This is a genomic window from Providencia sp. PROV130, assembly GCF_028482225.1.
Lineage (GTDB): Bacteria > Pseudomonadota > Gammaproteobacteria > Enterobacterales > Enterobacteriaceae > Providencia > Providencia rettgeri.
In genome coordinates this window covers 367,692-384,422 of record NZ_JAMPQC010000003.1, presented here as the reverse complement: position 1 = coordinate 384,422, position 16,731 = coordinate 367,692, and the positions used below count along the sequence as shown (strand labels likewise).

Sequence of the window (16,731 nt, the reverse complement as noted above, 5' to 3'; positions counted from 1 at the left end):
TAAATAGGCAGTAGGGCTAGTGGTAACCCCGGTATTGGCAAAATAACTAGCCCTAATAGCATTAACATACTCACTTAAAATTCCTGTTGCTGTAAATAACTCCACGCATATTGCGCATGAAGTTCAGCTCCTGTGGCCATCGTGTCTTCATCAATATTAAAACAGCCATGATGATGTGCCCACTGAGTATCCTTTTCAGCATTTCCTGTGCCTAATAAAGCAAAGCACCCTGGGATATTTTCAATGTAGAAGCTGAAGTCTTCACCGCCCGGTGTTGGTCTTTCATTAATCAGGGTTTGCTCACCAAAAGCTTGAGAAATCACTGACTGAGCCAATAACGCACTGCGCTCCTCATTAATAACAGGTAGTGTCCCATAGATATAATCAACATGCGCAGTCGCACCATAAATAGCCGCTGTATGCTCTGCATAACGACGGATCGCAGCTTCGATACGGTTACGAGTTTCGATATCAAAACAACGTACCGTGCCGTCCAATACTGCATTTTCAGCGATAACATTGAAACGTGTCCCGACATCCATTTTACCTATCGTGACCACTGCTGAGTCTAAAGAAGACGTTTCACGGGAAACAATCGCTTGTAAATTCATGACAAATGCAGAAGCAACAACCGCAGCGTCAATGGTTGCCTCTGGCATAGAACCATGACCACCACGGCCTTTAAAGGTGATCTTCAGTAAATCAGCGGAAGCAAAAGATCCTCCCACATTACAAGACACTTTTCCTGATGGTGTGGTTGTCCAAATATGCATACCAAAAACGTTATCCACATTTTCGATTGCGCCTTGTTTGATCATGGCTAATGCGCCTTGAGCAATTTCTTCTGCAGGTTGGAAAATCAAACGCACATTACCGGCTAATTCTTCACGCACCTCATTCAACGCTTTAGCTGCGGTTAATAGCATTGCCGTATGCGCATCATGGCCACAAGCATGCATTTTACCTTCAATAGTCGATTTATATTCTAATGAATCATTCAATTCCAAAACGGGTAATGCGTCTATATCTGCACGCAGAGCAACCGTTTTACCTGGCTTACCACCTTTAATTTCAGCAATAACACCTGTAGGTTCGGTTAATCGATACGCTATTCCAATTTTGTCTAATTCTTCGGCAATACGTTTTGTGGTACGAATTTCTTCAAACGGTAGTTCAGGGTGAGCGTGTAGATCACGACGAAAAGCAATCATTTCAGGTGTGTGTTTTTTGATTGCGGCTGTAATTGTTTTGTTGATCATTTTTCTACCTTTTTACCCTATTACACAACCAGATAATTTACCTGGTTTATTTATTAATTAGCATTCTATTAATGACTTAACAGTAGCAAACATCACATCTGCACCTCTTGCAATTTGTGCATAATCCGTCCATTCATCTGGATGATGGCTTAATCCATTACGACTTGGCACAAATATCAGCCCTGTTTGAGTAATACCTGCAAAAATCATAGTGTCATGCCCTGCACCACTAACCATTGAACGAAAACGTAAGTTTTGATCGCTAGCATGTTGTTGCATCAGTTGATGAATATCACTATTGAGCTCCGTTGGCTGAACATATAACGGCTGAACAATATCGCTTGAAATAGCTAATGAATTGCTAACTTGCTCAGTTAGCTCAATAACTTGCTCAATCACCTTACGTAACGCAATATCATTTTTGGAACGAATATCAACGCTAAAAGTGACTTCGCTTGGGATGACATTAGCCCCATTCGGCAATACCGCTAACCGCCCTACGGTCGCCACCGTATTATCCCCCGCGGCCGTTGCTAGCGCAGGGATTTGGCTAATAATTTGGCTAGCACACACTAATGCATCGGCTCGCATATTCATCGGCGTGGTACCTGCATGGCCTGCTTTGCCTGTCAATTTAATTTCTAACTGACTGATGCCTACGATAGTTTCTACGATCCCTACATCTTCATTGGCCTGTTCTAACACTGGGCCTTGTTCGATATGTAGCTCTAGGAATGCTTTGACATTTTTAGGATTAAGAACCGCTTGCGCTGCGTTGTCTGCATTGAACCCAGCCGCGGCCATGCGTGCAGCAGCACTCACGCCTTGCTTATCCTTTAACTGATATAATTCTTTGGTACCAATTAGCCCTGTTATTACACTCGAAGCCATCAAACCACGACCAAAACTGGTACCTTCTTCTTCAACCAACGCTATCACTTCTAAGGGATATTTTGGTGTTAAATTTTGTTCGCGAATACGCGCCACAACATCCAAACCGGTGACAATACCTGCTGGACCATCAAATGCCCCACCGTGAGGAACCGAATCAAAATGTGAACCGACAATGACCGTAGGCAAATCCGGTTGCTGGCCTTCTAAGCGCCCATAAATATTGCCAATAGCATCCTCACGAACCTGTAATCCTAAGGTACGCATTTCTTGTTTTAGGTAATCGCGCGCTTGTTTATCTTGTTCGCTGTAGCTCATCCGCGTAGTACCCTGACCCGGCGTTGCGGTGTATTCTGCCAACTGTTCTAAATGGCGCTGAATTCTTGAAGTACTTGTTTCCATTATTTTTACCCTGCAATCGGAACAATATAAGCCACCATAATACCTGCTAATACGACAGAAACCATGGTCACAGAAATAAAGCCACCCACTAACATTGGTCCTAACATATGGCTAGTTAATACTTGGCGTTCTTTTTCGTCTTTCGTTAACGCGTTGATTGCTTCATTAGTAATAATGTAGTCAGCAGGAAAGCCATATAACGCTGTTAGCGCAACAGCAAATGCCATTTCTTTGGTAACGCCTAATATTTTACCAACCACCCAAGATGCAAGGTACATCCCAATAACCGCTGCACTAATTAACACCACCATCGGATAAACTAGGCGTAATAACATATCGGGGGTCGCGTGGTTTAATGTATCGAAAATAAACAACATTAAAGCCATAATTGCGAACCCAAAGCCATTAGCTTTTTGTAACGGCTGTCTTTCTAAGAAACCCAATGAAGAAGCAATAACACCAAATAATAAGCACAATACAAATGGGCTAATGCTGACATAAGGGGCTGCATAAGATGAGGCCAAATAAGCCAAATAGCCTACCGCAGCTAAGCGTAAGAATTTAAAATAGCTCGTGTTATAGTGATTAGGGATTTTTTTAAACATACGTGGCATTTCATCTTCAGACACCACCGTTTTAACTTCGACCTCTTTCGCCCCGTCTACCGGTAAGGTTTCTTGCCATTGGCCATTACGATATTTTTCTAAAACTCGGCGCCCTTCTTTTTTTAGCATCACCGCAGTTAATGGATAACCGGCAAACCCCTGCATGACGTAAATTAAAATTGCGAAAACCGAAAGATCAACAAGACCAGCCTCCGCAGCACCTTTTGACATAATTAATGAAGAAACAATACCACCAACCAACGGAGGAACCGCAACTAATACCGTATTTAAATCAAATAAGGTTATACCAACAATAAAGGTTAAGAAAATGATGCCTAAAATCCCAGCTAAAGAGATAAGAATGGTTTTCCATTGGAGTAATAATTCTTTTAGCGATAATAAGGTCCCCATATTTGTAATTAACAAATACATCAAGGTAACCGCAACCACTTGAGGAATACCGGCAATACTCACAATATCTTTCGGGAAAATAGTCCAATAACCTAAAAGGAAGAGCACTGCGCATACAAATACAGATGGGATCCAAGCCTTAGTTCTAACGGCTATAGCATCCCCTATATATAATATCCCTACTATCAGAAACAGAGCTAACATCTGTGACATAACTTTTTCCCCGCAATTATCTTTTTTTATTAGATTATTTTTTAGTATTACAAACTATTAATTTTAATTAAGATTGGATTATAAATTTTATTTGGCGCAATAAAACACCAATATAGAGAGTATTTCGCTGCAAATATACGAATTTGCAACAAAATTCATCATAACACCGAAAATTCAGATGTATAGAGAGTAAAACCGGATTTAAACAGCTTGGAATAAAGGTAAGCTGTGAGTTAAATAGTCAGATATAACATTGAAAGGGGGCAAGCACCTTAATATTCTCTAAATGCAGGTTTGGAAGTTAATATTTTATGTCATTTAAGTAATTATTTATAAACAAATCGACTGTAGCTGATTTTTTAATCTATGAAATTATATTCTATTGTCCAGTGCTGTATTTTCAATAATTATCGCAATAAGATGAAAAATCACCTTATAAATATGACTCAGATTTCTATTTATAGGAAATATTCTACTTTATTTTATTTTTAAACCGTTTCTCTTTATATTGCCGTTGCAAAGGACGATATCCCTTCATCTTCAATTTAGTTTGTCTCAATAACAGAGTTTGGTTAAATAAAGAAAAACCCCATAGATAATTCACTATCTACAGGGTTTAATGATATTAGATAAAGTAAATTAATGACTGGTTTGTTGTTCAGTCACCACCTTCGCTGGTTTTATTTTGCGATTATTTTCAAAACCGGGTTGTGGCACTTTAATAAAGAATGTCAGTATTCCTGCAAAGATATACAAACCTGTATAGGCCCACACAACGCCCACAATATCAAAGAAAGGCAATACTAAACTGGCAATTGCAGGTGCGGCAAAATTACTTAACCCCGCTGAAAGGTTATAAATTGAGACTGCTGCTCCTTTATGGTGCGGCTCAATACTCGGGAATACCGCGGTCATTGGAACAAAAGCAGCCACAAAGATACCCAATAAAATGGCAGGTATTAATGCGATGGCAAAATTATGACCGAAATAAACGGGTAAGTAGTAAAACATTAAGCTGGATATTGCCATTCCTAAACAACCAAACCACCTAACTTGACGAACCCAACCAATATGCTCGCCAACAATTCCCCAAAAAATATTGGTGAAGATAGTCACAAAGAAGAATACCGCCCAAATTTGTAGCCATTCAGAAATAGTAAAGCCTAAGCGATCAACAAATAATAATGGCATGATAATCGCAAAACCAAACAATGAAATGGTGTTGATAATCCGGATCAGGCTCGCCATAAAGATATCTTTGTTGGTGAATAAAATAGTCGCAGCTCGGGATAACTCGGCCATTTTATCTTTCATCGGTAAATTGACTTTAGAGCGATCAACTGGAACATTACGTAGGCTAAAGTATGCAATCGCACCACCAAGTGCAACCCAACCAATTGCCATCCATAATGTGCCCGTCTCCCCCATCATTGGGATTGAAAAGCTAGGTAAATAACTACCAATGACACCAATTCCGACTGAATACATCGCCCAGAACCAACCGGTAGCGGCAGCAAGATGCGCTCGAGGAATGACTTGCACCAACATCATCATAAATGAATAAATAAACAGTGGATAAGCTAATCCACGAATGCCGTAAAATAGCAGCATCAAGGTATAGCTTTTCATGCCCAGACCGAACGCCATGAACAATGCATGCATGACAATCCAGAGAATGAACCCGATCATCATGGCTTTTAGGGGGGTGATAATTTCAGCCACAACACCAGATGCCCACGCCGCAACAGCGGCCATTAAGCCATAGACAGTAAATACCATTGCTGATTGTGCCGGTGTAAACCCTAAATCAGTAATATGTTTTGATAAAAAAGCCATTTCAAAGCCATCACCACTCATAAAAATAGCGATAGCAATAAAACCCCAGAACAAATGCTTAGGTAGACCAAGCCAATACTGCTTCTGTTCCATTGCAGTTTCCTCATTTTAATTTTGTTATTTTAATCAATCGCGAAGATATAGCTGTGGCGGTGATGTGTAGGGAAACACCGCCACACTCGCCTACTGTGGCAATAATTCCCTTGCTTGTTTTTGCTGTTGGTATAATAAACGGAAAACATCAAGCCGTTGATTTAACCAAGTTTGGTACTGTTTCTGCGGTAAATAGGTACTTAACACTTCTGGTTTTTGGCACACGGTTTCGGTATTACCGCCGTCCGCCAGCCATGCTAAACGAGCCGCACCTAAAGCCCCCGATGAACTCGCTGGGTGGGTCACAATCGGTATATCGATAACATCAGCAATCAGTTGTGCCCAAACAGGACTACGTGCTCCTCCCCCCGTTAAGCTACACCGACTAATTTGCGTTCCCGTTTGCGTTAAAACCTGCATGCCATCCGCCAGAGCGAAGGTCACCCCTTCAATCACCGCATAACCAAGCTGAGCACGCGTTGTTTCATTTTTTAACGCAAAAAATGAACCCATTGCGTAAGGGTCATTATGAGGCGTTCTTTCCCCTGAAAGGTAAGGCAAAAATACTGGCGCTAACTTTTTCTGGTCATCGGTCAATTGCCCCACTTCATCCATTAGCTGGTTTTCAGTTGTGGAAAGAAGTTGGCAAAGCCAACGCAAACAATTGGCAGCACTTAACATCACACTCATTTGGTGCCAGCGGTTTGGTAATGCATGGGCAAAAGCATGGACCCCCTGATGTGGTGCTGCTTGTAGTTGATTATTAACCACAAAAATAACGCCAGATGTCCCCAAAGAAATCAGAGCATCGCCATCATTAATTGCGCCAACGCCTACCGCAGAGGCCGCATTGTCACCCCCTCCACCAGCAATAATCACATCGGCACTTAACCCCCACTGCGAAGCTAAATCGGCCCGTAACACACCACTTTTTTCAGCACCTTCAACTAAAGCTGGCATCTGTTCACGAGTTAGATTGGTTGCCGCTAATAATTCATCTGACCAATCACGCTTAGCCACATCCAACCACAATGTACCTGAAGCGTCAGACATATCACTGGTAAATTGGCCAGTCATTTTCCAACGTAAATAATCTTTAGGAAGCAACACCTTGGCAACTTGTTTGAATATTTCAGGCTCATGGCGTGCAACCCACAATAATTTGGGTGCTGTGAAACCTGGCATCACTAAATTAGCGCCAATAGTTAGAAACTCAGGGTGATTTTCCATTAACCATTCACATTCCTTCGCACTGCGGGTGTCATTCCATAAAATACAGTCGCGAAGTACTTGGTGCTGGCTGTCTAATAATACCGCACCGTGCATTTGGCCCGATAAGCCAATCGCTTTTACCGCCGCCCATGCTTCTGGGGATTTTTGGCGCAAGGTAGCGGCAACCGCATTGGTGGCTTCCCACCAACTATCTGGCGATTGCTCAGCCCACTGAGAATGTGGCCTTTGTACTGTTAATGCCATATGGCTTGAGGCAACAATTTCACCCTGAGCATTAATTAATACAGCCTTAAGTTCTGAAGTGCCTAAGTCAATTCCGAGGTACATCGCCTTTCTCCTTACAGAGGTTGTTGAGGTGACTTGAGCCAATTTTCAACTTTTTCAACGGTGTTGTTCATCAATTCATGGAATTCGGTAGCATGAGCAAGTGAACCGAATAGCATTTCACTGGAGACAAATTGCGACAATGCGTCACTGCTATTCATCATTTTTTGATATAGCGCGACATCCAGCACTCCATCCTGATACTCATAAGGTAATTCACCACGAGCCCAGCGCTGTAGAAATACGAAAAATAAAGCGGGCAGCACAGCTGTCGCTGCCGGAGTCTGCTGACGCTGATAGCATTCTTGTAGTGTTGGTGTAATAAAACCAGGAATTTTTGATAAACCATCAGCAGCAACACGTTGATTAGTATCCTGAATATACGGATTACTAAAGCGCGCGAGTACTACATCACGGTATTGTTCTAAATCAAGGGGGCTTGGTGACAATGACGGGATCACATCCTGCGTCACATAATTCCATGCCATTTGTTTGATAGCAGGTTGGCGGGTGCTTTCATCAATAAAGCTCAAACCGATTAAGGTTCCTGCCCAAGCAATGCAACTGTGGCTGGCATTCAGAATACGAATTTTCGCTTCTTCCCACGGTAAAACGGACTCAACCATTTCTACATCGACATTTTCTAATGCAGGACGTCCATTAATAAAGTCATCTTCAATCACCCACTGAATGAATGCCTCTCCCATGATAGATACTTTATCATCCCAACCCGTTTGCTGTTTAACACGTTCAGCAACATCTGGCGTTGGGCGAGGCGTGATCCTATCAACCATGGTGTTCGGCGAACGCGTATTTTCTTTCACCCATTGGTATAGCTCAGTTTCACCTTTTAATTGCAGAAACGATAAAAAGCCGTGTCTAAACCGTTCGCCATTGTGGCGCAAATTATCACAGTTTAACAAAGTGACAGGTTCACCATGAGCCGCTAAACGTGCGCGTAAAATTTGAGTTAACGCACCGTAGATCGTGCTCATTTTGCCCGTTAAATCGGCTTTAATGTCTGGCTGTTCTGCATCTAATTCATGCTGCGGGGTTAAATAATAGCCTGCTTCTGTGACCGTGAAAGCAATAACACGAGTTGCTTTATCACAGCCTTGTTCCACTAATTGGCTTAAATTATCATCCCAATGCAATACTTTGCGCACTGAAGTAATTTTTTCATAATGACGCTCACCTTCAGGTGAGACTGTTTCAAGGGTATATTCCCCATTTTGCTTGGTTAAGTTATCAAGCAATGCATTCGCATCATTGCGAATATTCCCTAAGGCAATTGACCAACTATCATCCCCTTGTTGAATCAAGCGGTGCAAATACCACGCTTGGTGAGCACGATGAAATGACCCAGCACCGATGTGCATCCACACTGATTTCTGCTTTAGCATTGTGACTCCTTAACCTAAAATTAAATAATTGCTATTTTTTTGGGCATATGCCCGTTTGTTATATTTTAGTTTCAATCTGATCACAATTACTGCGATAATGCTCACAGTATTGACTTTTGCCCTTTTAATAAACAATTGCCCAGAATTACAATAAGCGAAACCAGCAGGAGAATGTCCATGCAGAAAGAATTAAAAAAAATGGAACAAGCTGCACGTGCGGCATGGCTATATTTTGTGGCAGGCAAAACACAACAGGAAATTGCGCATGAACTTGGGTTATCGAGACAAGTCGCTCAACGCCTTATTTCTCTAGCAAAAGAACAAGGTATGGTTCAGGTGCAAATCACGCACCCGATTACTGAATGTTTAAAGCTCGCTAATGAAATCCAGCAAAAGTATCACCTAACACATTGCTTTGTTGTCCCGTCAGGGCAACTGGATACAGAAGCTACACTCGATATGATTTCAGTGGCCGGTGCAGAGCTCATGGAACAATTAATCGAACCCGATAAGCCTCAAATTATTGGTATTGGTTCAGGTAGAACATTACGCTGTATTATTGATGCCCTTCCTTACCTAGAAACCTCCCAGCACCAATGTGTTTCACTAATAGGCGCTATTGCCCGCGATAGCTCAGCAACACGCTATGATATTCCATTACGTTTTGCAGAAAAATTACAATGCCGACACTATATTCTACCTGCGCCACTGTACGCCGACAGCCCAGAAGATAAAGCAATGTGGTGCCAACATCGCGTGTATAAGGAAGTCACAGAAAAGGCTCTGAATGCAGATATTACCTTTATTGGTATTGGTGAAGTAGGCAAAGGCTGCCCACTCAATTCGGAAGGTTTCGTCACCGATGAACAAATGGAAATGTTATTAGAAAAAGGTGTAACCGCAGAGCTATTGGGGCATTTTATCCAAGCTAACGGCGAGCGACTTTCTACAGCTTTGGATGACACACACACCAGTGTTCCGCTGTTCCCTTCCCCAAATAGGCCTGTAATCGCATTTGCGGGTGGAGCACACAAAACACAAGCAATTCAAGCGGTTATGAATGGCGGTTGGGTAACAGGCTTAGTGACCGATGAAGCCACTGCACATCATTTGTTAGCTAATAAATAAATTATGCCTGTGTTAACCAATGATGGCATAACATTCCAAGCAAGGTAAATATTAAGGCCCCAATTACGTGGATGGCAATGGTACTAATGGCGAAGCCCAATTTACCTTCTTGGATTAGCACCAACACTTCGAGTGAAAAGGTCGAAAAGGTGGTAAATGCACCACAGAAACCCGTCACAATGAATAATTTATAGGCAGAGCTAATATTTGCATTGGCAAAGTAAGAGATGGCAAAGCCAATGACAAAGCCACCAATCAAATTGACCGCGACAGTGCCTAGTGGAATGTTTGGGTAAAGGTGATTGAGTCTTAGGCTAACAAACCATCTTAGCCATCCGCCAAGCACTGAACCAATCGCAATTGCAAATAATGAGGCATACATAGAAACTTCCTTTAATGTTTGGCGGGATAAATGAAAGGAAAGTTTCCTATTGCCGCATTTATGCCCAAAATCCAGGGCACATAATACCTACGTACCCTATTCAATGAAAAGGTTAACGTAGGCATCATCAGCCCTCTGCGGGCGGTTTTATAAAAAGGAGGAATGCCATCTCCCAAATACATTTTAAAATAATAAGGCAACTAATTAGGCTATGTAAACCCATTTTATAATAGATGGCATGAATGATTCTAATTACAGCTAGGTAACAAACAAATGAATCTAGTCAACAACACTACAGCTTGATGTATGGCAAATAATAGCTCTAAATAATTCAAGTTGTCGCTAGGCGACAAGTGAATAAGTCGTTAGGAGCATACACAAGTATGTGACTAATGCGAATGAACGTAGTCAACAACGCGACAGCTTGAAGTATGACAAGCTATTGGGACATCTTCAAAATCGTCCGCACATTACTCGCACTCGTTGCGATAATATCAATCGCTCCCGTCCGCAGTGCCCCCATAATGGCCATAGCCTTAGAGGATTCAGAAGCAATGGCTATTACGCAAGGGATTTTCTTGAGTTCGTCTATGCTTAGGCCTATCACTCTATCATTCATCACTGTATCAACATGTTGCCCTTGCGCATTAAAAAAATCATAACCTGCGATATCACCAATTACCCCTTGATTTAAACTCGCATCAACAATTTCACGCGGTGTAAACCAACCTAGTTTGACCATATAGCTGTCTTCATTCATATCGCCAATACCAATTAGGGCAATATCCGCTTTGCGGGCGCGATCGAGCGTTTCCTTGATGGTACCGTTTTTCATAAAAGATTGCTTTAATTCGTTATTTTCAACATAGGCAGGCGCGTATAGCGTTTCACTGGTTCCACCAAATTTCTTCGCTAAGCGGCGGCTGATATGGTCCGCATTGATGGAATCTCCTGGCCGGTGCGTTCCACCAATTCCGCAAATAAAACGGCAATCTTTTTCAGGGACGGCCCCACCGCTATCAGCCACTACCGCAACATTGCGACCTTGGCCGACCGTGACTATCATGTTGTCTCGTAATGTTGTTGATAAATAATTAGCGACTAGAGTGCCAACTTGGTAGCGTTGTTCTTCTTCATCGGGATGGTCGAGGGCAATCAACGCACGGGAAATTGGGAAGCGAGAAAGTAGCTGTTGCTCTAGCTGAGTGCTAAAAATAGGATGATAGCGAACATTGATCTCAACAATACCTTCCTCTTTTGCTCGCTTAAGTAAGCGCCCTACCTTAATTCGCGATATACCAAACTTATTGGCGATCTCTTCCTGGGTAATTTCATCACGATAATAAGCTATCGCAATTTCAGTCAGTAGCTCGATGTCGGAAGATGTTTGTGATCTATCCATAAGATAGTGGTTTCCTCTTTATTGGTGTTAATCGCAACAAGGATGATAAGGTTTTAGTATAGCGTTTCTAGTGGCAATTAATAAGTGAGTTATAAAAGAGAGTGGATATATAGCAATGGTTTTTGTCTATATATCCACGAAAAGAGTTATATAAAACAATTATGCATTGGTTAATGCACTCTGTTTTTCAATGCTTTGTGCTAATTGGCACAATAATAAACAACAAGAAGTCGCGCCTGCATCTAACACGCCCCTTGAACGCTCACCAAGGCGGCTTGCACGGCCAATCTTCGCCACTAAATCTACCGTGGAATCACGGCCTGCAACGGCGGCGGCCTGCATCGCATCAAGCGCTTGTTTAAAGTTTTTTCCTGATTTTGTTACCTCTTCAAAGGCATTAACTGCGGGGATCAATGTATCCATTAAGCACTTGTCCCCCACTGTCGCGCTACTGATGTCTTGCAGTTCAGATAACCCATTTTTTAGCATAGCGAGGAAATCTTGTTGCGATAACGCATTTTTCCCTGAAATGCTGTCTGACATCCCCATAAAGAAGCTGCCGTAAAGTGGCCCCATTGAACCACCAATGCCTTCCATCAATGCGTCAGAAATTTCTTCAAACCCTTCACTGAGTGATAATTCACGGTCTGCAATTGCTTTAGCGCATAAATTGAAACCTTTCGCCATATTGATGCCATGGTCTCCATCCCCTATTGCACCATCAATTTCGCTGAGGTATTCACGGTTAGAAACAATAATGTTCACTAAATCAAGGGTAATTTCCTTGCCGTTGCCCGTTGAAATAACTTGCATAGTTGTCTCCTTATTTGACCTGTGTTAAACCCAATGAATACGCAGGAACATCCATCAACGTTTTCAATTCATCATCCACTTTCATTAATGTCAGTGTTACCCCCATCATTTCTAATGAAGTAAAATAGTTACCAACATAGTTACGAACAATACGCACACCTTTCTCACTGAGTTGTTTTTCAACCTCTGCATAGTAGATGTACAGCTCCATCACGGGAGTCGCGCCTAAACCTGAAACTAATACGACAACTTCATCGCCTTGTTTTGCCTGCATATCATCTAAAATTGGCGTTAACATGGTTTTTGCCATTTGCGCTGCGGATTGAATTGGCATAATTTCAATGCCTGGCTCACCATGATGACCAATACCTAGCTCCATCATCCCATCTTCAATATGAAAATTTGGATGACCTACCGCTGGAATGGTACAAGACGTTAGCCCAACACCAATAGAATGGCAGTTATTAATCGCTTTTTGTGCTGCATTAATCACGCCATCTAAATCATAGCCTTTACTTGCTGCAGCAGAACCCACTTTCCACATAAGTATTTCACCCGCAACACCGCGACGCTTTTCTTTTTCACTGGCAGGTGCTGAAGCGACATCATCGGTAGCGACCACGGTTTTGACTTGCATACCCGCTTTTTCGGCTTTTTTCATCGCCATCTTAACGTTCATGTTATCGCCCGCGTAATTACCATATAAACAGGCAACCCCCGCACCACTATCGGCTGCTTTAAACGCATCTAAAAATGCCCCAGCCGTTGGTGAGGAGAAAATTTCACCAATCGCCACCGCATCTAACATGTTTTCGCCCACGTAGCCTAAAAACGCAGGTTCATGACCTGAACCACCACCAGTGACAATACCCACTTTCCCTTGTATTGGTGCTTTTGGGTATTTTAGAACGCGCGCATTATCTGTTTGCGCAAAATATTCAGGGTGCGCTTTCAAATAACCTTGAATCGCATCTTCAACAACAAGATCAGGTTCATTAATGATTCTATTCATAATTCCCTCTTTTACTTATTTTCTGGTGTTAGCTGCATCTTTGCCGACTGTTCAAGTAATTCTTCCGGCACAGTAATAAATTTCATCAATATCGCACTAAATAAATAGAGCCCCGAGAAAATCCAAATCACGCCAAACGCACCTACGCTACTAATAAAGAGCCCAACAAGTGCAGGACCAACAAACGTACTTAAACCCGCACCTAAATTAAGGACTGACATGGCAGCGCCTTTATTTTCAGGTGCTAAACTCGGCATGATGGCTGACAGTGGTACGTATCCTGCAAGGCACGCACCAAATAAGCCAGCGGCGATCATCATCAGGGTATAACTGTGCCCAAAATAATAAGGCACGTAGTAAAACATTAAGGTACAAACCATACAGCCGACACAACCAAACCAAATTACAATATTGCGCCAACCGATACGGTCACTGACAACACCAAAGATCAGATTAAAAGCGATGTTCACTGTCCAAAGTGCTGCGTAGATATGTAACCACTCTGTGCGGGAAAAACCAAAGTCAGCAAGAAACATTGGCATGAAGATCACAAAACCATATGCTGCCGAGGTATTAATGGTACGAACAATGCCACCCAAACCAATTTTTGGATTTTCAAACGCAATGGTGATCCCTTTAAACACATAGCTGAGCGATACTTTTTCTTTCGGTGCCTCTGGTGTATCTCCCGCTTTGTTGCGGTTAAGTGCAATAGCAATAAATGCACCGATAGTGACAAAAATCAGTCCACTCCATAACGTTGCCATTTCACCTAAAACTGGCAGCGCATAACTCGAATACATCACCCCTAAAACACCCAGTCCGCCGCTATAAACGAACCAGAAGATCCCGACAGCAGAGCCCAGTTTTTTAATTGGTGCCTCATAGGCCACCCAAACTAAGAAGCCGTAGGCAAACATGGGATAACCAAAACCACGCAGTGCATAGGTTGGGATCATGATAGACAGGCTGTTACTCGGTAAGCCAACAGATAAGAAAATAATCGAACCAATCACAAACATCACAAAACCAAAAATCATCACACGACGAGCGGTATAAATTTCAGCTAATACGCCGGATAACCACGCGGCCACAGCAGCAAAAAAACCATACACACTAAATAGTAATGAAGATTCTTCAATACTCATTCCACGGCTAATTATAAAAGGTGACAGCCAGCCTTGTTCTAGGCCTTCCCCCATCATAAAGATCAGGACGCCAAAATAGCCAAGTAGTAACTTTGGTGAAAACCCCGTTACTTTAGACAGTTTATTGATTATCATATTATTGACCTCAGTGCTTGTTCGCTGGGTTAGGACCTGAATAACAAGCCTTGGTAGGGTGACATTTATTCAGGTCCAATTTTTATCGTTATATTTTTAATTTCGTCTTTTTTTCAACCCACGACAGCTCTACAGGTTCGGGTCGAGAACCACTTTAATGTGCGGGTCGCCTTTCGCCATCATTGAAAAACCTTCCGCAAACTTATCTAAAGGTAAAATATCCGTCACCACGCCTTTGGTTGGGAAATCACCGTTACCAATACCTTCTATCACGAGTGGATAGCAATATGGGCCAAGGTGAGAGCCTAATAAATCCAGTTCTTTACGGTCACTGATAATGCTCCAGTCCACAGTCACTGGGTCTTTAAATACAGAAAACTCCACAAATGTACCCAATTTACGGATCATCTTCAGGCCTTGCTCAACCGATTTAGGCGCCCCTGTTGCTTCAATGTAAATGTCACAGCCATAACCTTCAGTCATCTCTTTGACAATTTTGTCAACATCATCACGTTTCGGGTTTAATACGATATCAGCACCAAATTCTTTCGCTAACTCAAGGCGCTTATCAAATAAATCCAGAACGACCAACTTACCAGCACCGGATTTTTTAATTGCCCCAATCATGCCCAGGCCTAATGTTCCCGCGCCAGAAAGCACGACGACATCACCCAATTTGACATTGGCACGCTGTACGGCATGTAAAGAACAGGCGTAAGGTTCAATCAAAATAGCGTCTTCGATTGGCATCTCGACCGGCACATGGTAGTTAATGGCTTCTTTGGTGAACTTCATATATTGCGCCATACCGCCATTCACATTATTTTGGAAGCCATACAGGTCATGTTTTTCACACATCCAGTATTCGCCGCGTTTACAGAAACGGCATTCCCAACAAGGTACGATTTGTTCAGAAATAACACGATCACCTAATGCAAAACCTTCCACTTTTGACCCAAAGCCTACGACATGGCCAATAAATTCGTGCCCTGGGATCATTGGCGCTTTGATATAAGCGGGCTGTTCTGCATCTCCCCAAAAACTAGGGGCACCTTCAAAAGCCTTCACATCACCCGCGCAGATGCCACAAGCTTCTACGCGAACCAAAATTTCTTCTTCACTAATTTTAGGGACATCGACAGTTTCTAAACGGTAGTCTTTTGGAGCATAAGCAACCACGGCTTTCATTTTTTCTGGAATGCCTGCGCTCATCGTTGCTTTTGAATCACAGTGTTCACACATAGTTCTATCCTCGGCGGTTTGTAAAATGAACATAAGTTCAATGAAGATACAAATTAACCATACCTCCTTTTCTTCATCCTTGCCCATAGTGAGAGTGTCAAAGTGTGATTCAGTGCAAAAATTCTCATAAAATCGCCTTAAAACGACTATTTTCCACCTTTTTTGCAAAAATAATTAAATTTAAAGCCGTAGATCACAGAATTCATCATCATAAAAATAAAAACATATGTTCAGCTATTGATTATTTGTTCATAAGATCCTATTTTCTAAATAGTACATTTGATTGGTTTATGAACTTTTGTTCAACAATAAGGATCTCTATCATGCTATCTATTGCTATTGGCGCGGATGACGCTGCATTTGAAATGAAAGATTTGATTAAAGCTCACTTAGCAGAACTAAACATTGAAGTGACTGATTACTGCTTAAACACTGGGGTTGCAGACGAAATGTACCCTGATGTTGCCCATGCGGTTGCAACTGCGATCGTACAAGGCAAACACCAGCGCGGTATTTTAATTTGTGGTACCGGAATTGGTATGTCGATTGTTGCCAATAAGGTCACGGGAATTCGTGCAGCACTGTGCCATGACACATACTCCGCTGAGCGAGCTCAAAAAAGCAATGACGCACAAATTATTACCTTCGGCGCACGAGTGATTGGCCCTGAATTAGCAAAAAGCATTATCGATACATGGTTGGCTTCCCATTATGAAGGAGGACGTTCGGCGCCAAAAGTGGCTCGAATCAGTGAGTATGAAAATGGGGAACGTTAGTTTTACTTTAGGCGCTTTTACTT

14 protein-coding genes and 1 riboswitch are annotated in these 16,731 nt (G+C 42.3%); of the genes, 2 read left to right on the top strand and 12 right to left on the bottom strand.

Going from position 1 to position 16,731, the window contains the following annotated elements:
• Positions 1 to 74 precede the first annotated feature (74 nt).
• The 6 genes from PSF28_RS02945 to dalD all read right to left on the bottom strand — a co-directional run bounded on the left by PSF28_RS02945 (position 75) and on the right by dalD (position 8,670).
• Positions 75 to 1,259, bottom strand: a complete 1,185-nt coding sequence (locus PSF28_RS02945) for an amidohydrolase (RefSeq protein ID WP_210837744.1) — start codon at positions 1,257 to 1,259, stop codon at positions 75 to 77.
• A 57-nt stretch (positions 1,260 to 1,316) separates the two neighbouring features.
• Positions 1,317 to 2,552, bottom strand: a complete 1,236-nt coding sequence (locus tag PSF28_RS02940) for a Zn-dependent hydrolase (protein WP_210837746.1) — start codon at positions 2,550 to 2,552, stop codon at positions 1,317 to 1,319.
• A gap of 5 nt (positions 2,553 to 2,557) precedes the next feature.
• Complete coding sequence (locus PSF28_RS02935) at positions 2,558 to 3,781, bottom strand: hypothetical protein (protein ID WP_210837748.1); 1,224 nt, start codon at positions 3,779 to 3,781, stop codon at positions 2,558 to 2,560.
• 639 nt (positions 3,782 to 4,420) lie between these two features.
• Positions 4,421 to 5,710 (bottom strand): MFS transporter, encoded by a 1,290-nt coding sequence (locus PSF28_RS02930; protein WP_210839414.1) that lies wholly within the window; start codon positions 5,708 to 5,710, stop codon positions 4,421 to 4,423.
• Between the two features lie 90 nt (positions 5,711 to 5,800).
• A complete protein-coding gene (xylB, locus tag PSF28_RS02925; RefSeq protein ID WP_210839416.1) occupies positions 5,801 to 7,270 on the bottom strand; it encodes a xylulokinase in 1,470 nt (489 codons plus the stop codon).
• An 11-nt stretch (positions 7,271 to 7,281) separates the two neighbouring features.
• Positions 7,282 to 8,670, bottom strand: a complete 1,389-nt coding sequence (dalD, locus tag PSF28_RS02920) for a D-arabinitol 4-dehydrogenase (protein WP_272684598.1) — start codon at positions 8,668 to 8,670, stop codon at positions 7,282 to 7,284.
• Positions 8,671 to 8,847: 177 nt separating this feature from the next.
• Between dalD and PSF28_RS02915 the strand changes: the two genes are divergently transcribed.
• A complete protein-coding gene (locus PSF28_RS02915) occupies positions 8,848 to 9,798 on the top strand; it encodes a sugar-binding transcriptional regulator (protein ID WP_272665122.1) in 951 nt (316 codons plus the stop codon).
• Position 9,799: 1 nt separating this feature from the next.
• Here the strand turns inward: PSF28_RS02915 and crcB are convergent, their stop codons facing one another.
• From crcB to PSF28_RS02885, 6 genes are all read right to left on the bottom strand, one after another.
• A complete protein-coding gene (gene crcB / locus PSF28_RS02910) occupies positions 9,800 to 10,180 on the bottom strand; it encodes a fluoride efflux transporter CrcB (protein WP_210839422.1) in 381 nt (126 codons plus the stop codon).
• A 111-nt stretch (positions 10,181 to 10,291) separates the two neighbouring features.
• Positions 10,292 to 10,362: riboswitch (Fluoride riboswitch) on the bottom strand.
• A gap of 257 nt (positions 10,363 to 10,619) precedes the next feature.
• Complete coding sequence (locus PSF28_RS02905; protein ID WP_210839424.1) at positions 10,620 to 11,582, bottom strand: sugar-binding transcriptional regulator; 963 nt, start codon at positions 11,580 to 11,582, stop codon at positions 10,620 to 10,622.
• 159 nt (positions 11,583 to 11,741) lie between these two features.
• Positions 11,742 to 12,395 (bottom strand): dihydroxyacetone kinase subunit DhaL, encoded by a 654-nt coding sequence (gene dhaL / locus PSF28_RS02900; RefSeq protein ID WP_210839427.1) that lies wholly within the window; start codon positions 12,393 to 12,395, stop codon positions 11,742 to 11,744.
• A 10-nt stretch (positions 12,396 to 12,405) separates the two neighbouring features.
• Positions 12,406 to 13,407, bottom strand: a complete 1,002-nt coding sequence (locus PSF28_RS02895; RefSeq protein ID WP_004910269.1) for a dihydroxyacetone kinase subunit DhaK — start codon at positions 13,405 to 13,407, stop codon at positions 12,406 to 12,408.
• 11 nt (positions 13,408 to 13,418) lie between these two features.
• Positions 13,419 to 14,690, bottom strand: a complete 1,272-nt coding sequence (locus tag PSF28_RS02890; RefSeq protein WP_210839428.1) for an MFS transporter — start codon at positions 14,688 to 14,690, stop codon at positions 13,419 to 13,421.
• A gap of 129 nt (positions 14,691 to 14,819) precedes the next feature.
• Complete coding sequence (locus PSF28_RS02885) at positions 14,820 to 15,932, bottom strand: MDR/zinc-dependent alcohol dehydrogenase-like family protein (RefSeq protein WP_004910265.1); 1,113 nt, start codon at positions 15,930 to 15,932, stop codon at positions 14,820 to 14,822.
• 323 nt (positions 15,933 to 16,255) lie between these two features.
• On the opposite strand from PSF28_RS02885, the gene rpiB reads away from it, so the two are divergent.
• Positions 16,256 to 16,708 (top strand): ribose 5-phosphate isomerase B, encoded by a 453-nt coding sequence (rpiB, locus tag PSF28_RS02880; RefSeq protein WP_109911228.1) that lies wholly within the window; start codon positions 16,256 to 16,258, stop codon positions 16,706 to 16,708.
• The last annotated feature ends 23 nt before the right edge of the window (positions 16,709 to 16,731 follow it).